The 19206-nt window shown below is 71.7% G+C and carries 15 protein-coding genes and 3 pseudogenes; 13 read left to right on the top strand and 5 right to left on the bottom strand.

Features of this window, described 5'->3' with window-relative positions; genetic code table 11:
* Position 1 precedes the first annotated feature (1 nt).
* Positions 2-425: pseudogene (locus tag GRC12_RS45470) on the top strand (PadR family transcriptional regulator); the annotation flags it as partial.
* On the opposite strand, the pseudogene GRC12_RS11050 reads toward GRC12_RS45470, so the two are convergent.
* Positions 414-1310, bottom strand: a pseudogene (locus tag GRC12_RS11050) (oxygenase MpaB family protein). The pseudogenes GRC12_RS45470 and GRC12_RS11050 overlap by 12 nt on opposite strands.
* Before the next feature lie 99 nt (positions 1311-1409).
* On the opposite strand from GRC12_RS11050, the gene GRC12_RS11055 reads away from it, so the two are divergent.
* The 3 genes from GRC12_RS11055 (at position 1410) to GRC12_RS11065 (ending at position 4309) form a co-directional block, all read left to right on the top strand.
* Complete coding sequence (locus GRC12_RS11055; protein WP_208779023.1) at positions 1410-1706, top strand: hypothetical protein; 297 nt, start codon at positions 1410-1412, stop codon at positions 1704-1706.
* Positions 1707-1842: 136 nt separating this feature from the next.
* Positions 1843-2745, top strand: a complete 903-nt coding sequence (locus GRC12_RS11060; protein ID WP_208779024.1) for a hypothetical protein — start codon at positions 1843-1845, stop codon at positions 2743-2745.
* A gap of 172 nt (positions 2746-2917) precedes the next feature.
* A complete protein-coding gene (locus GRC12_RS11065; RefSeq protein WP_208779025.1) occupies positions 2918-4309 on the top strand; it encodes a tannase/feruloyl esterase family alpha/beta hydrolase in 1392 nt (463 codons plus the stop codon).
* Between the two features lie 4 nt (positions 4310-4313).
* Here GRC12_RS11065 and GRC12_RS11070 read toward each other — a convergent pair whose 3' ends face one another.
* Positions 4314-4496 carry a hypothetical protein gene (locus tag GRC12_RS11070; protein ID WP_208779026.1) on the bottom strand — a complete coding sequence of 61 codons (183 nt, stop codon included), beginning with the start codon at positions 4494-4496 and terminating at the stop codon, positions 4314-4316.
* 134 nt (positions 4497-4630) lie between these two features.
* The gene (locus tag GRC12_RS11075; protein WP_208779027.1) at positions 4631-5680 is read right to left on the bottom strand and encodes a fatty acid desaturase family protein; all 1050 of its coding nucleotides are present in this window, start codon (positions 5678-5680) and stop codon (positions 4631-4633) included.
* A gap of 250 nt (positions 5681-5930) precedes the next feature.
* Between GRC12_RS11075 and GRC12_RS45475 the strand changes: the two are divergent.
* A pseudogene (locus GRC12_RS45475) lies at positions 5931-6468 on the top strand (SWF or SNF family helicase); the annotation flags it as partial.
* A gap of 115 nt (positions 6469-6583) precedes the next feature.
* The gene (locus GRC12_RS11090) at positions 6584-7927 is read left to right on the top strand and encodes an esterase-like activity of phytase family protein (RefSeq protein ID WP_208779030.1); all 1344 of its coding nucleotides are present in this window, start codon (positions 6584-6586) and stop codon (positions 7925-7927) included.
* A gap of 3 nt (positions 7928-7930) precedes the next feature.
* Here the strand turns inward: GRC12_RS11090 and GRC12_RS45480 are convergent, their stop codons facing one another.
* Positions 7931-8407, bottom strand: coding sequence for a hypothetical protein (locus GRC12_RS45480; RefSeq protein ID WP_244372619.1), 477 nt, complete (start codon positions 8405-8407; stop codon positions 7931-7933).
* 154 nt (positions 8408-8561) lie between these two features.
* Positions 8562-9728, bottom strand: a complete 1167-nt coding sequence (gene xylA / locus GRC12_RS11100; RefSeq protein ID WP_208779031.1) for a xylose isomerase — start codon at positions 9726-9728, stop codon at positions 8562-8564.
* A 150-nt stretch (positions 9729-9878) separates the two neighbouring features.
* Here xylA and xylB point away from each other — a divergent pair, with 150 nt between their 5' ends.
* From xylB to adh, 7 genes are all read left to right on the top strand, one after another.
* Positions 9879-11324, top strand: a complete 1446-nt coding sequence (gene xylB, locus GRC12_RS11105; RefSeq protein WP_208779032.1) for a xylulokinase — start codon at positions 9879-9881, stop codon at positions 11322-11324.
* Between the two features lie 10 nt (positions 11325-11334).
* A complete protein-coding gene (locus GRC12_RS11110) occupies positions 11335-12543 on the top strand; it encodes an ROK family transcriptional regulator (protein ID WP_208779033.1) in 1209 nt (402 codons plus the stop codon).
* Positions 12544-12750: 207 nt separating this feature from the next.
* Positions 12751-14250 carry an APC family permease gene (locus tag GRC12_RS11115; protein ID WP_208779034.1) on the top strand — a complete coding sequence of 500 codons (1500 nt, stop codon included), beginning with the start codon at positions 12751-12753 and terminating at the stop codon, positions 14248-14250.
* The gene (locus GRC12_RS11120) at positions 14247-15260 is read left to right on the top strand and encodes an acetamidase/formamidase family protein (protein ID WP_208779035.1); all 1014 of its coding nucleotides are present in this window, start codon (positions 14247-14249) and stop codon (positions 15258-15260) included. Before GRC12_RS11115 ends, GRC12_RS11120 begins: the two co-directional genes overlap by 4 nt.
* Before the next feature lie 133 nt (positions 15261-15393).
* The gene (locus GRC12_RS11125) at positions 15394-15993 is read left to right on the top strand and encodes an N-acetylmuramoyl-L-alanine amidase (RefSeq protein ID WP_208779036.1); all 600 of its coding nucleotides are present in this window, start codon (positions 15394-15396) and stop codon (positions 15991-15993) included.
* Between the two features lie 71 nt (positions 15994-16064).
* Entirely contained in the window at positions 16065-17396 is a 1332-nt protein-coding gene (locus GRC12_RS11130; protein WP_208779037.1) for a GAF domain-containing protein, read from the top strand.
* 111 nt (positions 17397-17507) lie between these two features.
* Positions 17508-19031, top strand: a complete 1524-nt coding sequence (gene adh, locus GRC12_RS11135) for an aldehyde dehydrogenase (protein WP_208779038.1) — start codon at positions 17508-17510, stop codon at positions 19029-19031.
* Positions 19032-19206: the final 175 nt, after the last annotated feature.

The raw sequence follows: 19206 nt of genomic DNA on the forward strand, positions 1-19206 counted from the left end.
CCCCGTCGCCGAGAGCACGCTCTGTCCGGCGATCAAGCGCGGGGAGAGGGCCGGCGTGTTGGCCCGCGCGACGGAGCCCGGTGCCGTCGCGCGCCCCGGCACGTCCTGACCCTCACCGAAGAGGGCCGGCAAGAACTGCGTCGACGCCTCGCCGAGCCGGACCAGCGCGGCAGCACCGACGAGAGCCGGTGGTTCACCGTGCTCGCCTTCCTGCGCCACCTCGACGACGCCCCCGGCCAGTCGGCCGTGCGCGGCGTCGGCCGGCCTTCCTGGAGGAGCCGGCGAGCTTCTTCTACGAAGGTGACCGGCCGCTGCGCACCGAGGAACTGCCCGATCCCTTCCGGCGTGGCCTGCTGACCATCGCCCGGGCCACCTCGCGGGCCGAGCTCAGGCGGCTGCGGGAGACCATCGCCTCACTCGGCGGATGCCCCTTCCTGGCGTCGCACCGGGCATCCTCCGAGGCCGGGAACGGGGCGCGTGCCCAACCGGCCCAGCTCGTAGCCGTTCGGGTAGCCCCCTGACCTCCCGGTTCTGGCGCGCGTAGTGGGGTGCCCTGCGCGGCGGCAGCAGCCGGACGAGGCGGCCACGCGCGCGTATCGCACGACGTACGCACGCGCGCGTAACGGCGCTCGGAGGCGGGTAGCGGAAGGCCCGCAGGAGGTGGTCGTCGAGCAGGGAGAGCGTGACGGTGCGCAGGAGGGGTGCGAGGGGACGCGGGTACCAGGAGGCCATCAGGGCCAGGGTGGCGTCCGAGACACGGCGCGCGTTCTCGTCCCAGGCGAAGTGGGCCTCCTCGTAGGCGTCGAGACAGGCCTCGAACTCCTCGTAGGACCCGGGGATGTCCTTGATGCCCATGTGCCGCCCCAGGGTGCGGTAGTGCTCGGCGGCGGCCACGGTCTCGTGCCGCGACAGCCGGCGCCAGCCGTAGGCGTCGATCCACCGCTTGGGCATGACGACGAAGGTGCACAGGACGTAGCGCATGTCGTCGTCGCCGATGTCGTAGGCGCGGTGCATCTGGTTGATCCGGCGGATGGCGGTGCGGCCCTGTTCGCCGGCGAAGCCGTGCTCGACGACCGCGTCCAGGAGCAGCGTGGTGTCGTCGTACCGCTTCTGCGAGCGCTCCGTCAGCTCCGCCGTCTCCGCCAGGAGTCGCCCGATGCTGGGTACCGCATAGGTGCGGTAGAGGGCCAGTTCGAGGGAGCGGGTGAAGTCCACGGGAACTCGTACGCCGCGCTGAGCCGGTAGATCTCGGAAGCGTCCCGGTACGGATCCAGGCGCCGGATCTGTTCGAGCCGTTCGAAGCGGTTCACCGGGCCGTCCCCCTTCTGCCGCCGAAGCTCCAACTCTACGTTGAATGGCAGGAGATGGACGATCAGCGAGGACAACCACGCAGGGGGAAGGTGGTCAGCATGTTGGGCAGGGTGCGCAAGTCCTGTGCCAGATTCCTCACCGCGGTGCGGGCGGAGATGAACCACGGCCGGGACAAACGTACACACAATCTTTTCGAAGCGGCCGCCGCGTACGTCTCCGCCTGCGCGGAGGACGACCAGGATCGCATCGACGAGGCGGCCGGCTGGGTGTCGCCGGAGGCGCTGTCCTTCGGGGTCAACGAGCTGGCGTGCAGGGCCGTCATCGCGCTGGCGCGGGAGCGCGACGAGTCGCCGTGGACCGTGGCGCGTACGCTGCTGGGGCTTCCGGCGGCCTGACGCGCCCCACGACGGATGGTCGATTCGCCCCGTCCAGCCGGAAAACAGCAGCTCCGGGTGGGCTTGCCAGTCGTGACAAGGAGCTTCCACGCGCATTAGGGTGCGCGCCGTTGGACGAACCGATGGGGAGGCTGGGATGGCCGGGACGGACGAAGACGCCGTCGCCGCCGCGGACGAGGCGCTCTATGTGCTCACGGCGGTGCTGCTGACGCCGGCGAAGTTTCCGAGCGTGCTGGGCGACGACTATCCGGAGGCCTGCGCGGCGCTCGGCCTCGCGCCGCTCGCCGACGGCTACGGCCTGGTGTTGGGCCAGGACGGCGACGGCGCCCGGTGGACGGTCGTCGTCGACGACGTCTCCCTGGTCGCCGTCGCCATCGCGTCGTGGGACTGCGGCATGGAGTACGACCTGTCGCCCGACGAACGCTCGGTCGTCGCCGCCCTGCCGGGCTGGCCCCTGGCGGTCGCCGTAGCGGCCCCCGGCGTGCCCGCACCACATGATCCGGATCCCGAGACAGCGGACGGTCCGCCGCTGTCGCCGCCGGACACGGCGACCTGGGGCCCCGCTCAGCGGCGCCTGGGCGCGGACGAGATAGCGCTGCAATGGGCTCTGTGGCGGGAGCAGATCGACGACGCCGACTTCGTCCCCCGCCCGGATCCGGCCGCCGCCGGGACGGCGGAGGAGACGGGGACCGCTGCCGGCTCCGCGGGCGGCGAGAAGGCGGCGGAGAGCGGCACGGCCGCCCGGAGCGAGGACGACGAGAAGGGCAAGGGCCACAGCGGCATCCGCCGTGTGCTCGCCGAGGCACGCGCGTACGTGGACTCGCCGCCGCCGCTCGGGCGGGTCCGGTCGTCCTTCGCCTCGGGCGACGCACGCACCCTGCGGGCCGACGGTCCCGGCTGGTCGCTGGTGGCCAGGACCGACGACATCGCGTTCGTGCTGCTGGACGCGGAGCCCGGCGAGGTGCTGCCGGTGGGGCGCGGGCCGGAACTGCCCGGACTCCTCGAAGCGCTCGACAAGATGGCCGTCCGCCCGAGTTGAGCCCACCCGCACGACGATTCGCCGCCCGTCTGTTTCCAGCACCCATATTGCGGCTCCGTTCCGTGTGCTCCCACCCCATGGATGCCGCACGGCACGGATCGCAGCATGAGGCAGCCACAGGCGCCCCGCCCTGCCGGGACGCCCTTCCTCCCGTGCTGCCCTGGAGGCCGTCATGCGTCCGTCCCGTGCCGTTCCGCTCGCCGCCGCCACACTGCTGGCGGCAGCCGTGACCTGGCCGGCTCCCGCCACGGCCACGGCCGTCGGTGCGGGGCACTGCGCCCGGCAGGAGCGCGTCCAGGTGCCTGGTGCGGCCTTCCAGCGCGGCGCCTGTCTGCCGGACCTCACGACGACCGGGCTGGCCGGCACGCGATACACCGACATGGCCGACCAGGCGGGACTGACGGCCAAGGGCACCATCACCCCCTCCGGGGTGCCCGGGACACAGATCGACGGCTACTTCCCGGACTCCTCGCACTTCAACCACACCCACGGCTGGCAGCACGACGCACAGTTCGTGATCCGGCTGCCGGACCACTGGAACGGCGGCCTGGTGGTCACGGGCGCCCCGGGCACCCGCCGGCAGTACGCGACGGACACGGCGATCTCCGACCGGGTGATCGCCCGGGGATACGCGTACGCGGCCACCGACAAGGGCAACAGCGGTGCCGACTTCTATCGCGACGGCACCCGGCCAGGCGACGCCGTCGCCGAATGGAACGCGCGCACCACCCAGCTCACCCGGGCGGCCCGGCGTGCGGTGGCCCAGCGCTACGGGCACGCCCCGCGCCGCACGTACATCACCGGCATCTCCAACGGCGGCTATCTCACCCGCTGGCAGCTGGAGCACCATCCGGAGCTGTACGACGGCGGTGTGGACTGGGAGGGCGCCGTATGGACCGCCGACGGTCCGAACCTGCTGACCTCGCTGCCCACCGCGGTGGCGCGGATGCTGGGCTCGGCGCGGGACGAGGACATGTACGCGGTGGGCTTCGCGCGGGGCTCGGAGTTCCTGTGGCCCTACCACGAGAACGCCTACTGGGGGGTCACCCAGAAGATCTATCGCGCCGAGTTCGACCCGGCCTACGACCCCGGCTGCCCCGGTCCGTCCGCCGGCGGCACGGCCGAGCAGATCCTGGCCCCCTGTCCGAGCGATGCCCGCTACGACTACGCGTCCCGCCCCGCCGCCGTCCGTCGCGCCGTGGCCAGGGTGGCGCTGACCGGGCGCATCGGCAGGCCGTTGATCACTCTGCACGGGGACCTGGACGCCCTGTTGCCCAAGGCCGCCGACTCGGACGTGTACGCGCACATGGTCGACGCGCGCGGGCGGGGCGCACTGCACCGCTCCTACACGATCGAGGGCGGCACGCATGTCGACGGGCTGTACGACACCTATTCGGACCGGCTGCGGCCGATCCTGCCGTGCTACCGGTCGGCGTTCGACGCGCTGGTCGCCTGGGTGGAGGAGGGCGTACGGCCGCCCGCGGACCACACCGTCGCGCGGCCCACGAGCGGCGATGTGGTCGACTCATGCGCACTGGACGACCGGGGCACTCTCGCGCGGTAGTGCCTCAGCGACGGAGCTCCTTGCGGGTGACGCGGCGCAGCCTGCGCCGCTGGGAGGGGTCCAGGGTGAGGTAGGCGGCGGCCGGGACTCCCAGGACTATCAGGAGTGACACCCACCAGGGCAGCCAGAACAGCAGGATGATTCCGACCGCCACACCCCCCACAGCGATCTTCGCGTTCTTCGACATGTACGTCGCCTCCTTCGCGGCCACTGCCGCTCTCTGTCCTGAAAACGGGCCCGCGCTTCCCGCGGTTCCGAGTCGCGACCCTGAGACGTCCCTGAGCCGCGACCCCGAGTCGTCCCTGAGAGCCCCCACGGACATCACGTCCTGAGGGGCTCCCCGACCTCGTGCAGGTGACGCAGGGCCTGCCGATAGGAGTCGACGAGCCCGGTCTCCGCATAGGGAATACCCAACTCCCGGCAGCGCGCCCGCACCAGAGGCCGGGCAAGGCGCAAATGGGGCCGGGGCATGCTGGGGAAGAGATGGTGCTCGATCTGGTAGTTGAGGCCACCGAGAAACCAGTCGGTCAGGGGGCCGCCGCGGACGTTGCGTGAGGTGAGCACCTGCCGGCGCAGATGGCCCCAGCGCTCGCCGTGCGGGTCGGGCATCTCCATGCCCTTGTGATTGGGGGCGAAAGCCATCCCGAGGTGCAGGCCGAACAGCGCCTGGTGAAGGGCGGCGAACGCGAGTGCCTTGCCCGGCGACAGGGAGGTCAGCAGCAGTGTCGCGTAACCGGCGACGTGCAGAGCGAGGAGGGCGCCTTCCACGGCGGCCCGGCCGGCGGGTTGCCGGCGCAGATACCGGAAGCCGTGCACCTTCAGAGCGACGCCTTCGAGAAGCGTGAGCGGGAAGAAGAGCCAGGCCTGGTTGCGGGTCAGCCGGCGCCGGAAACCGGATCGGTCCCTGGCCTGCTCTCGGGTGAAGACGAGGACGTCGGCGACGACGTCCGGATCCTTGTCGATGTGGTTGGGGTTGGCGTGGTGACGGTTGTGTTTGTCGTTCCACCAGGCGTAGCTCATGCCCAGCAGCAGGTTGCCGTGGATCAGTCCGATCGCACGGGCGGCCCTTCTGTCGCCGGTGATCTGGTAGTGGCCGGCGTCGTGGCCCAAGAAGGCCGTGCGGGCGGAGAACAGGGCGAGCAGCGGGGCCAGCAGCAGCGACCACCAGGTGTCGCCGGCGAGGACGACGCCCGTGACGACTCCGGCCAGCGCCAGCGCGTTGACGGCGATGCCGAGCGCGTACCAGCCCAGGCGCCGTTGCAGAAGTCCCTGCTCCTTGACCGTGCGCAGGAGGGGTGCGAACTCGCTTCCGGTCGGCGCGTCCCGCGCCTTGGGCAGTGGTTCGGCAACGGCTGTGGTGGGCTCGGGCATGTCGGGTCTCCGGCTCCCTCGGCAACGGGCTGACCTGAGGAAACGTACGTAGAGGACTGCTTCCGCGACCATGAGGCGGCCCCCCATGTACGGGCGGGGGGCAGCCCGTGTGGCGTAGGGGGGTTGACGACACCTCGGCATGTCGGGAGCGCGGTGAGCCGTCCCGTCGGCTCGTGTCGAAGGCCGGCCGAATGCTGTCCTCTCGGCGGCTCCGAAGCGGTGGTCGAATTTGAAGAGTGCGGTCAGCACCGGCGTGGATCCGGGCGCCGTCCGGTACCTGGCCGCCCGCACCGCCGTGGAGGCCCACCGGTTGCCGGCCGAGGCGCTCGCCCCCGAATCCGCCGATGCCGAAGCCGAGTTGACGATGGCTCAGGACGCGGTACGCCTTGCCATGGGGACGCCGGAACAGCAGGTCATGGATCGCCTGGCGGCCGGATCGGGGGCGTGACCGGGCGGGGTTGACTCATGCCATGCGCGCGTGGGGCCTCGGCGGTGCGGCCGCGCTTGCCGTGCTGGAGGAGGAGTGGGCCGTGACGGGGGAAACGCTCTCACGCGCGCGTGCCGCTCTTGGGTCGGCCTGGGCCGAGGGTGAGCAACCGTCGTTGCTGGCGAGCGGCAACCGCGGGACGCTGCTCGGCTCACCGGTCCAGCTGCGCCTGGGACGGGACGGCCGGTGGTGGCCGTACGGCAAGGAGCGCGGTCGCTGGGCACCGGCCGGCTGGCCGTCCCCGGACCCGGCGACAGCGCTGGCCTCTGTGGAGTCGGCTGCAGAGGACGACACCGCTTGAGTGAGGCCTGTGTGCTCGGACAGTGGACACATGCCGTTCACCGTGCCTTCGCGGCGCGTTCTCCCCTGCCGCCAAATCTGGCCGCTGTCACCGTAGTTGCCCCTGAGGAGGCCCGATGTCCCCGTACGCCACCGGTCGGCTCCGCGTTCGACGCCCCGTCACGGTGGGCGTCCCGCTCGCCGTGATCGCCGCCCTCGTGACGGCCGCTCCGGCCGTGAGCGCACCGGCGCAGAAGGACGCCCATGTCGTCCGCACGGCAACGCTCGGGGACATTCCGCTGGGGGCGTTCAGCAACGCGCTGCTGCCCGGTTCGGTGGGCGACGACCACGGCATCGACCTGGGCGGGATCGGCAGCGACATCTATCCGGCGGGCAAAAAGGGCGAGTTCTGGACGGTGACCGACCGGGGGCCCAACGGACAGATCAAGGTCAGCGGCACCAAGCGCCGGACCTTTCCCGTCCCGGGCTTCGATCCGGCGATCGTGAAGATCCGGGTGAGTGGCGACACCGTGAAGGTTCTGGACGCGATCCCGGTCACCACGTCCTCCGGGAAGGCCGTCACCGGGCTGTCGAACCAGCAGGGGCGCGACGAGGCGCCGTACTCCTTCGACGCGAAGAGCCCGCTGTCGTACAACCCGAACGGGCTGGATACCGAGGGCATCGTGCGCGCCGCGGACGGGACGTTCTGGCTGGTCGACGAGTACAGCCCCTCGCTCGTGCACGTCTCCGCGCGCGGGGAGGTGCTCACGCGCTATGTCCCCAAGGGCCTGAACCTCACGGGCGCCGACTACCCGGTGGTGGAGGCGCTGCCCGCCGTCCTGCTGCACCGGAAGACCAACCGCGGTTTCGAGGGGCTCGCGCAGCTGCCCGGCGGCGATCTGGTGATCGCGCTGCAGAGCCCGCTGTCGCTGCCCGACACGGCCGCGGGCGAGGCATCGCGGACCACGCGCCTGCTGCGGTTCTCGCCGAAGAGGAAGGCTGTCACCGGCGAGTACGCCTACCGCTTCGATCCGGTCGACGTCGTCGACCCGAGCGAGGACGACACCTCGGAGCTGAAGATCTCCTCGGTGGTCGCCGTCGGCGGGGACCGGCTGCTGGTCGAGGAGCGCACGGACAAGGCCGCGCGGCTGCAGCTGGTGAAGCTGGGGCGCAAGGCGAACATCCTCGGCGGCCCCTACGACGACGACACGACCTCACCCTCCCTGGAGCAGCTCGACGATCCGACGGCCGCCGGTGTCCCGGTGCTCGACAAGCGGCTGGTCGTCGACCTGGGCAAGGTCACCGGTGTGCCGGGGAAGATCGAGGGCGTCGCGCGCGTGGATCACGACACGCTCGCCCTGATCAACGACAACGACTTCGGGATGACCGACGGCGCGGGCGCGTTCGACGCGCAGGGCCGGCTGGTCGACAGCGGTGTCGAGACGACGGTGGTGTACGTGCGGCTGCCGCACGGCGTCTGAGTGTCAGGGCAGGTCCACATCCCCGAGCGAGGGGATCAGCGACTCCAGACCGCTCGGGATTCCGCTCGGCAGTTCGCTGGGCAGCTTCGACGGCAGCCGGCTGGGCAGCTCGCTCGGCAATGCGGTCGGGATGCGCAGCGACCGGGACGGTGAGGGACTGGAACTGCCGCTGCCGGCCGGTGACTTCTTGTCCGGCGAGTCGTGGCGGCCGGTGGCCGTCAGCACGATGACGACCACGACCGCCACCGCCGCGACACCGGCCAGCAGGACCAGCAGCGGGCTCCGGCGCCTTCTGGGCGGCAGCGGAGGCTGCCAATCCGTGTAGGTGGGCGGCTCGTTGCCCCCCGGAGGAGGGCCGTAGGCACCTGCGGGCCCATAGCTCCCTCCCGCACCGTGGCCGGAGCCGGGAGGGTCGGAGGGTGGTCCGAAGCCGCCACCCGGCGGCCCGGGTGGCTGAGGCGGTACGGGCGGCATGGCCATACCGTCCAGAGTCGCCGCGAACCGGGCGCGCGGCGACCCCCGTACGGAACTTGATACGGATCCATGCCGTGGACCGCATGATTCCGAAGCATTCCGTACGGAGACCGCTCAGCCACGGAGATCGCCGAGCGCCTGCACGCGTGTGTGCCGATGCTCAGCCGCGCGCCCCCAGCAGGTGGTCCATCGCCAGCTGGTCGAGCCGCTCGAAGGCCATCCCGCGCGCGGCGGCCGCCTCGACGTCGAACTCCTCGAAGGCGCTCCGGTCGGCCAGCAGGGCCTGCAGCCCCTCGGCCGCGGTCGGCTCGGCGAGCTGGTCCAGGCGCGAGGCCCGCAGCGCCTCCTGCACCTCCGGGTCGGCTCGGAAGGCGGCCGCGCGCTCCTTGAGGATGAGGTAGTTGCGCATGCAGCCGGCGGCCGAGGCCCACACGCCGTCGAGGTCCTCGGTCCGCGGCGGCTTGAAGTCGAAGTGGCGCGGGCCGTCGTAGCCGGCGCTCTCCAGGAGGTCGACCAGCCAGAACGCGGCGCGCAGGTCGCCGGCGCCGAAGCGCAGGTCCTGGTCGTACTTGATGCCGGACTGGCCGTTGAGGTCGATGTGGAAGAGCTTGCCCGCCCACAGGGCCTGCGCGATGCCGTGCGGGAAGTTCAGGCCGGCCATCTGCTCGTGACCGACCTCGGGGTTGACGCCGTACAGCTCCGGGCGCTCCAGGCGCTCGATGAAGGCCAGGGCGTGGCCGACGGTGGGCAGCAGGATGTCGCCTCGCGGCTCGTTCGGCTTGGGCTCGATCGCGAAGCGCAGGTCGTAGCCCTGGGAGGTGACGTACTCGCCGAGGAGGTCGAAGGCCTCCTTCATGCGGTCCAGGGCGGCGCGGACGTCCTTGGCGGCGCCGGACTCGGCGCCCTCGCGGCCGCCCCATGCGACGTAGGTCTTCGCGCCGAGCTCGACCGCGAGGTCGATGTTGCGGATGGTCTTGCGCAGGGCGTAGCGGCGCACGTCACGGTCGTTGGCGGTGAACGCTCCGTCCTTGAAGACGGGGTGCGTGAAGAGGTTGGTGGTGGCCATCGGCACGGTCATGCCGGTCGCGTCGAGGGCCTGGCGGAAGCGCTTGATGTGCGACTCGCGCTCGGTGTCGGAGGATCCGAAGGGGATCAGGTCGTCGTCGTGGAAGGTGACTCCGTGGGCGCCGAGCTCGCTCAGGCGCTGCACGGTCTCGACCGGGTCGAGGGCACGCCGCGTGGCGTCGCCGAACGGGTCCCTTCCCTGCCAGCCGACGGTCCACAGGCCGAAGGTGAACCTGTCGTCGGGGGTGGGCTGGTAGCTCATGCCGCGGCTCCTTGCTTGATTGCGACGCGTGCTCACGCCTATTTCGTCATGGCCGTTTACAAATTAGTATGCGGAGGCAGCCCTGGGAAGAGGTGCAGGGTGTGTGTGCCGGAACATCCCCGCTGAGCCGCGGAAAAAAGGGAGAGCCCGATGTCAGCAGCCGAGGGTCCGCTCGTCGTCGGCGTGGACACGTCCACCCAGTCCACCAAGGTGCTCGTCGTCGACGCGGCCACGGGGCAGGTCGTCGCGAGCGGCCAGGCACCGCACACCGTCTCGTCCGGAGCGGGCCGGGAGAGCGACCCGCGGCAGTGGTGGGACGCCCTGTCCGAGGCGCTGCGCCAGTGCGGCGACGCCGCGCACGAGGCGGCCGCGGTGTCGGTCGGCGGACAGCAGCACGGCCTGGTCACCCTGGACGAGCGGGGCGAGCCCGTGCGTCCGGCGCTGCTGTGGAACGACGTCCGATCGGCGCCGCAGGCCCGCCGTCTGATCGAGGAGCTGGGCGGCCCGAAGGCGTGGGCGGAGCGCACCGGCAGCGTGCCCGGCCCGTCGTTCACGGTCACGAAGTGGGCCTGGCTGGCGGAGAACGAGCCGGAGGCGGTGCGTGCGACCAAGGCCGTGCGCCTGCCCCACGACTACCTCACCGAGCGTCTGACCGGCCAGGGCACGACCGACCGGGGCGACGCCTCCGGCACCGGCTGGTGGGCGTCGGGCACGGAGGCGTACGACGAGGAGACCCTGGCGCACGTGGGACTCGACCCGGCGCTGCTGCCCCGGGTGGTGCGGCCCGGCGAGGTGGCCGGCACCGTGCGCGACAGTCACGACCTGCCGTTCTCCAAGGGCACCCTGGTCGCCCCCGGTACCGGCGACAACGCGGCCGCCGCACTGGGCCTGGGTCTGCGCCCCGGCACGCCGGTGCTCAGTCTCGGCACCTCGGGCACGGTGTACGCCGTCTCCAGGCGGCGCCCGGCCGACCCGACCGGCACGGTGGCGGGCTTCGCCGACGCGCACGGCGACTGGCTGCCGCTGGCCTGCACCCTGAACTGCACCCTCGCCGTCGACCGGGTCGCGACCCTGCTGGGCCTGGACCGCGAGGCCGTGGAACCCGCCACCGGCGTCACCCTCCTGCCCTACCTGGACGGCGAGCGCACCCCGAACCTGCCGTCCGCCTCGGGCCTGCTGCACGGCCTGCGCCACGACACGACCGCCGGCCAGTTGCTGCAGGCCGCCTACGACGGCGCCGTGCACTCGCTGCTCGGCGCACTCGACCTGGTCCTGGACGCGGACGCGGACCGCTCGGCTCCGCTCCTGCTGATCGGCGGCGGCGCCCGGGGCGCGGCCTGGCAGCAGACCGTACGGCGGCTGTCGGGCCGCGCGGTGCAGGTGCCCGAGGCCAGGGAACTGGTCGCGCTCGGCGCAGCGGCACAGGCGGCGGGCCTGCTGACCGGCGAGGATCCGGCCGCGGTCGCACGGCGCTGGAACACCGCCGCGGGCCCGGTGCTGGAGCCCGTGCAACGGGACGAGGAGACGCTGGCCAGGATCGCCGGGGTACTCTCCGACGCGGCCCCGCTGCTGGAGCGGAGCACCGACAGCCGTTGAGGACGGGGGCATGACCGCACCGCTGCACGAGGCGCACCCGTCCGGACCCGGCCGGGTGCTGCCGGACACCCAGCAGGGCATGCGCCGGCGCAATCTCGCCCGGGTCATGCACGCCGTCAACGCCGAGGGACAGCTCTCCCGGGCCGCCGTCGCCTCCCGCATCGGGCTGACCCGTGCCGCGGTGTCGACCCTCGTCGACGAGCTCATACGCTCGGGCCTGCTGGAGGAGCTGGGCCCGGAGCGGCCCGGCCGGGTGGGACGGCCCGGCTCCGCGCTCGCCGTCAGCGGGCACGGCCCCGCCGGGATCGGCGCCGAGATCGGCGTGGACCATCTCGCGGTGTGCGCGGTCGATCTGCGCGGACAGGTGCGGGCCCGGGCGATACGCCACGGCGCGAACCGCGGCCGCTCCCCCGAACCCGTGATCGACGAGCTCACCGAGTTGCTGCGTCAGGTCGTCGCCGAGGCCAAGGGCGAAGGACTGTGGCCCGCGGGACTCGCGGTTGCCGTCCCCGGCCTGGTCGCCCGCGACGCCCGCACCGTCGTCCGCGCCCCGAACCTGGACTGGCACGACACCGACCTCGGCGCCCTGCTCCCGGCGGACTTCCCGCTGACCGTCGACAACGAGGCCAACTTCGGCGCCCTCGCCGAACTCTGGCTCGGCGAGGGCACTGGAGGGGACTTCCTGCACGTGTCGGCGGAGATCGGCATCGGCGCGGCGGTGGTCGTGGCCGGCGGGCTGCTGCGCGGGACGCGGGGGTTCGCCGGCGAGCTGGGTCATGTGCCGGTGCGTCCGGAGGGCCCCAGGTGTGCTTGCGGCGGGCGGGGGTGTCTGGAGCAGTACGCCGGTGAGGAGGCGGTGCTGCGGGCCGCGGGACTGGAGCCGGGCGAGGACCGGGTGGGGCTCCTCGCGGGCCGGGCGGCCGAGGGCGACGCGGCGGTACGGCGGGCACTGCGCGACGCGGGCAAGGCGCTCGGCATCGCGCTGACCGGCGCGGTCAATCTGCTGGACCCCGAGAGCGTGGTGCTGGGCGGTGCGCTGGCGGGCCTGGCGCCGTGGCTGCTGCCGTCGCTGGAGGCCGAGCTGGACCGGCGCACCGCAGGGCCGGCCTGCCCCGTGTCGGTGTCACGGCTGGGCCCGCAGGGGCCGTTGCTGGGGGCGGCGCACTCGGTGGTACGAGCGGTCCTCGACGACCCCGCCGCCGTGGCCGAGCGGAACTGAGACCTGCCGAACCGGGCCGCCGTGGCCCTCGCCCACGCCCCTGATCACCCGTCCGGGTGACGGAGTTTTCCACATACGGACCCCCGTCCACCGAAGCACACCGCGCCCTTCTGCCCAACCCGCAAGCGCCGTACCGTGATTCACGCGAGGCGCATCCGTCGGATCGGCGGACCGCTCGCATGTCGACGTGAATTGAGGGGGATTCACATGGCGGGGGATGTGACGGCGGGGGACGGGACAGCGGGACTCAGGCGGGACGCGATCGGGCTCCGCGAGGTGCTGTTCCAGAGCATCACGGCCATGGCACCGGCCGCGGCGGTCGCCGCGTCCATCCCGTCCGGTGCGGCCTTCGCGGGCGGAAGTCTGCCCCTGGCGGTGCTGATCGCACTGGTGGCCTGTCTGTTCACCGCGTCCTGCGTGGCCGAGCTGGCACGGGAACTGCCGGCCGCGGGCTCGGTGGCCACGTACGCGGCCCAGGGTCTGCATCCCGCCGTCGGCTTCCTCGTCGGCTGGGGCTATGTGTTCGTGGAAGCCCTGGTGCCACCGCTGCTGCTCCTGCAGCTCGGGTTCACCACGGCGGGCACGCTGCACGACGAGTGGTCCTCGTATCCGGCGGACCTGTGGTGGCCGTGGGCGCTCGCGGGGGCCGCGATCATCGCCGCGGCCGGATACCTGGGCGTGCGCGCCTCGGCCCGCTTCGGAACGGTTCTCGGTGTCTTCGAGATCCTCGTCTTCCTGGTCTTCGCCCTCTGGCTGATCGGCAAGGCCGGAGAGCACAACACACTCTCGGTGTTCGGCACGTCCCACACGGCCGACGGATACGGCGGGGTCAGCGGGGTCTTCGCGGGATCGGTGTACACGGTGCTGGCCTTCGCCGGGTTCGAGGCCGCGGCGCCGCTCGCCGAGGAGACCCGGGATCCGCGCCGGACGATGCTTCGCGCGGTCCTCGGCGCGGCGCTCGCGATCGGACTGTTCTACGTCGTCACGACCTACGCCATGACGGTGTACTTCGGGCCGGACCGGTTCGCCGGGTTCGGGGCGTCCGGAGAGGCGTCGTGGGAGGGAGTGGCCAGGGCGTCGTTCGGCCTGTTCTGGGTGCTGGTCTTCCTCGCCGTGGTCAACTCCACGATCGCCAACGCCAACGCGTGCTCCAACGTCTCCACGCGCACGGCCTTCGCCCTGGCCCGGATCCGGGTGCTGCCCCGGATGTTCACGGCGCTCCATCCCCGCCACCGCTCCCCCGTCGCCGGGATCGCCGTGCAGAGCGTGGTGGCGGTCGGCGCGGTGCTGGGACTGGGACTCGGCTACGACCCGGTGACGGCCTTCCTCCTGCTGGCCACGGTGATCGTGACGGTCATGATCGGCGTGTACATCGTCGTGAACCTCGCCTGTGCCGGATACTTCCTGCGCCGCAGGCGTCAGGCGCTGAAGCCGATAAGGCATCTGCTGCTGCCGCTGCTCGGCATCGTCGCCTTCGTGCCGGCGCTGCTGACCGCGGCAGGGCTGCCCGTCTTCGACTTCGTCACCGAGCTGACGGCCCCGGTGTCGTACGCAGGCCCGATCGTCGGGGTGTGGATGGCCGCGGGGCTCGTGGTGCTGGCCGTGCTGTTGCGACGGCATCCCGAGCGCATAGCCGAGACCGCCCGTGTCCACCTGGACGAACCTGCCCTCACCGGCACCTCGCAGAACGGAGCAGCACAGCGATGAACGACCCGAGGATCCTGACCGTCCGGCCCGAACCGGGCGAGTACGCCTGGACGTTCGGCGGCGCACCGCCCGTGGCGCGGATCGCGCCCGGCACGGTCCTGGACCTGTACACGGAGGACTGCTTCGCCGGGCGGGTGCGGTCCGAGAAGGACCTGGTGTCCGAGGTGTGCGAGTTCCCGTTCCTCAACCCGCAGACCGGTCCCTTCCACGTGGAGGGCGCCGAGCCGGGCGACACGGTCGCCGTGCACTTCGTGTCGATCGAACCGGCCCGCGACTGGGCCGCGTCGACCACGGTCCCCCTGTTCGGCGCGCTCACCTCCACGCACACCACGGCCACCCTGCAGCCACCGCTGCCGGAGACCGTGTGGATCTGGCAGCTCGACCGGACCCGGCGCACGGCGCTGTTCCGGGCCCATGACAGCGACATCGAGGCGGAGCTGCCCATCGACCCGATGCACGGCACGGTGGGCGTGGCCCCGGCCAACCTGGAGGTCCGCTCGGCCCTGGTGCCGGACGCGCACGGCGGGAACATGGACACGCCCGAGATGCGGGCCGGGGTGACGGCCTACTTCGGGGTGAACGTCGAGGGCGCGCTGCTCAGTCTGGGCGACGGACACGCCCGGCAGGGCGAGGGAGAGACCTGTGGGGTCGCCGTCGAGTGCGCGATGAACACCGTGGTGATCGTCGAACTGCTGAAGGGGCTCGCCACTCCGTGGCCGCGCATCGAGTCGGACACGCACATCATCTCGACGGGTTCCGCACGCCCGTTGGAGGACGCGTTCCGGATATCCCAGCTCGACCTGGTGCAGTGGCTGGTGCGCGACTACGGGTTCAGTGAGCTGGACGCCTACCAGTTCACAACCCAGGCCGTCGAGTCGCCGTTGGCCAACGTGTGCGACACCAACTACACGTGCGTGGCCAAGATCCGCAAGCAGTGGCTGCCCGCGCGCGAGACCCATCGCGGGATGCACGACCGGCTGCGCGAGACCGCGGCGGCCCTGCGGCGCTGAGCGGCCGGCTCCCTGCCCCGTTGCCCGCCTTCTCGTCGCACCCCTTCTCGTCGCGCCCCTTCTCTTCATCCCACCTCTACTCGTCACCCCCAACGTCTACTCGTCACCCCCCACGTCCGAAAGGCACGGCTCCATGGAGCGAGCAAGACCCAGCACCACCCGGCGACGGTTCCTGAAGGGCGCCGCCCTCGCCGCCGTCCCTTACGCGCTGCTTCCCGACCCGCAGGCCGATGCTCAGGTCCAGGCGCCCGACTACCCGTCCGCCGAGTGGCAGCCGGCGAACGCCGCCAACTACACGGTCTCCGACCGCCCCTCGTCCTATCCGCTGGACCACGTGGTCATCCACGTCACGCAGGAGACCTATTCCGACACGCTCGCCATTTTCGAGAACGCGCAGAAGAACGTGTCCGCGCACTACCTGGTGCGCTCGGCCGACGGCCATGTGGCGCAGTGCGTGCGCGAGGCCGACGTCGCCTGGCACGCGGGGAACTGGGACTACAACACCCGCAGCATCGGCATCGAACACGAAGGGTGGGTGGACAAACCGGCGTACTTCACCGACGCCCTCTACGAGCAGTCGGCCCGGCTGACGGCGCGGGTCTGCGACAAGTACGGCATCCCCAAGGACCGGGCGCACATCATCGGTCACTACGAGGTGCCGGGGACGGACCACACGGATCCCGGGCCGAACTGGGACTGGTCGCGCTACATCAGACTGGTCAACTTCGCCTGACCGTGCGACGGGGCCACCGTTCGAGGTGAGCGCGGTCGAAACGGTTGTCCGAGCGCGCACGGGGAGTGACGATGTCCCCAGCCGCATCACCAGCCGGGGAGGCCCAGTTGACCGATCCGTGGGTGGCCCTGGAGCCGGGGGCCGACCCTGCCGAGCACGCGCGGATGCTGCGCCGTGCGCACGAGACGTTCACCGAGGCGGGCACGGTGACGCGCCCGGTGCGTTCGGTGGTGGCCGAGTCGTGGCGGCGTTCCGCGCGGGCCGGGGTGGGGCCCGACGGCACGGCGAACGTGGAACTGGCCGACGGCGATCTCGGCGCCTACCGGGCCGAGCATCCGCTGGCACGGGTGATGCCCCTGTTCCGGGAGCTGTTGGGGACCTTCGCCGCCGACGGCGAGCATCTGCTGGCGGTGTGCGACGCGCACGGCAGGCTGCTGTGGGTGGAGGGGCATTCGACGACCCGGCAGCGGGCGGGGCGGATGAACTTCGTGCCGGGTGCCCGCTGGGCGGAGTCGGCGATGGGCACCAACGCGCCGGGCACCGCGGTCGCCGTCGACCGGCCGGTACAGGTGTTCGCGGCCGAGCACTTCAGCCGGCGCGTGCAGCCGTGGACGTGCGCGGCGGCGCCGGTGCACGATCCGCGCACCGGGCGGGTGCTCGGCGCCGTGGACATCACCGGCGGGGACGGGCTCGCGCATCCGCACAGCCTGGGGTTCGTACAGGCGGTCGCGCGGGCCGCGGAGTCCCAGCTGGCGCTGCTCGTCCCCGAGCGGTCCCCCGACGGCACGCCGGAGCTGACGGCCCTCGGCCGGGACGAGGCCCAACTCCTCGTCGAGGGGCGGCGGATCAGGCTCAGCCGGCGTCACAGCGAGATCCTCGTACTGCTGTCCCGGCATCCCGAGGGGCTGACCGGGGACGAGCTGCTGTGCGCGCTGTACGAGGACGAGTCGGTGACACCGGTGACGCTGCGTGCCGAGATGGCGCGGCTGCGCCGGGTACTGGGCCCGGCGCTGCTGGGTTCGCGGCCGTATCGGCTGACCGTGCCGGTGGAGTCCGACGTCGCCGTCGTCGAGCGGCGTCTGGAGACGGGCGCGATCACGGCGGCCGCCAAGGGGTACGGCGGTCCGCTGCTGCCGGGTTCCCAGGCTCCGGCGGTGGTGCGGCTCAGGCACCGCCTCGCCGACGGCCTGCGCTCGGCGCTGATCGCCCGCCGCGATCCCGACCTGCTGGCGGACTGGGCGCACGCGCCCTGGGGCGAGGACGACCTGGAGGTGTGGCGGGCGCTGGCGACGGTGCGGCCCACGCCGGCGGTCCGTTCGCGCCTCGCGGCACTGGAGTCCGAGTTGGGGGCACCGGCCGACTGGACCGGAGTCGCCGTCCGCCGCCCGGGCAGGCCGTCATGACCACCGGGGCCACCGTCCCGCGCACGGCAACGTGGTTGCAACGTAGGTGTTCCTAGCCTCCTCGCGAAAGCTGCCCAACGGCGGGCAGCGCTTCTGAAGGAGGCCCACCGCATGACCCGTTACGCTGCGCCCGGCACCGAGGGCGCGATCGTCTCCTACCAGGCGCGCTACGACCACTTCATCGGGGGCGAGTACGTACCGCCGGCCCGCGGGCAGTACTTCGAGAACCCGTCGCCGGTGAACGGGCAGCCGTTCACCGAGATCGCGCGGGGCACGGCGGAGGACGTGGAGCGGGCGCTCGACGCGGCGCACGCGGCCGCGCCGGCCTGGGGCCGTACGTCGGTGACCGAGCGCTCCGACATCCTGCTGAAGATCGCCGACCGGATGGAGGCCAACCTCGAACAGCTCGCGGTCGCGGAGAGCTGGGAGAACGGCAAGCCGGTGCGCGAGACGCTGGCCGCCGACATTCCGCTGGCCATCGACCACTTCCGCTACTTCGCGGGCGCGATCCGGGCGCAGGAGGGCTCGCTCGGCGAGGTCGACGACGACACGGTGGCGTACCACTTCCACGAGCCGCTCGGTGTGGTCGCGCAGATCATCCCGTGGAACTTCCCGATCCTGATGGCGACCTGGAAGCTGGCGCCGGCGCTGGCCGCGGGCAACGCGGTCGTGCTCAAGCCGGCCGAGCAGACCCCGGCGTCCATCCACTACTGGATGAGCCTGGTCGCCGACCTGCTGCCGCCGGGCGTCGTCAACATCGTCAACGGCTTCGGCGTGGAGGCGGGCAAGCCGCTCGCGTCCAGCCCGCGGGTGGCGAAGGTGGCGTTCACCGGCGAGACCACGACCGGCCGGCTGATCATGCAGTACGCCTCCGAGAACATCACCCCCGTCACGCTGGAACTCGGCGGCAAGTCCCCGAACATCTTCTTCGAGGACGTCTGGGGCGCGGACGACGACTTCCGGGACAAGGCGCTCGAGGGCTTCACGATGTTCGCCCTCAACCAGGGCGAGGTCTGCACCTGCCCGTCGCGGGCGCTGGTCCAGCGGGGCCACTACGCCGAGTTCATGGAGGCGGCGGTCGCCCGCACCGAACTCATCAAGACCGGCCACCCCCTCGACACGGACACGATGATCGGCGCGCAGGCCTCCAACGACCAGCTGGAGAAGATCCTCTCCTACCTCGACATCGGCCGGCAGGAGGGCGCCAAAGTGCTCACCGGCGGCGAACGCATCGAGCACGACGGCGAGTTGAAGGGCGGCTACTACGTCCAGCCGACCATCTTCGAGGGCCACAACCGTATGCGGATCTTCCAGGAGGAGATCTTCGGGCCGGTCGTCTCGGTGACGTCCTTCGACGACTTCGACGACGCCATCAAGATCGCCAACGACACGCTGTACGGGCTCGGGGCGGGCGTGTGGACACGGGACGTCAACACCGCCTACCGCGCCGGCCGCGCGATCCAGGCGGGCCGCGTCTGGACGAACTGCTACCACGCCTACCCGGCACACGCGGCGTTCGGCGGCTACAAGGGGTCGGGCATCGGCCGCGAGACCCACAAGATGATGCTGGAGCACTACCAGCAGACGAAGAACCTGCTTGTTTCATACAGCCCACGGAAGCTTGGGTTCTTCTAGAGCCTGAAGTCGGTTGCCTGGAGACCTCATTGCGCTCCAGGCAATCACGCATGACACCGTGCGTCATGGAAAGAGGCACTCTTGGGCGGGAACAGGCCTGGCCTCGCTAGAACTCCCACTCAAGAATTCCATCAGCGGTGAACACCGCGGCACACCCGTTGCGGGTCAAATGAGG

It is taken from the genome of Streptomyces griseorubiginosus (genome assembly GCF_017614965.1).
Lineage (GTDB): Bacteria > Actinomycetota > Actinomycetes > Streptomycetales > Streptomycetaceae > Streptomyces > Streptomyces griseorubiginosus_B.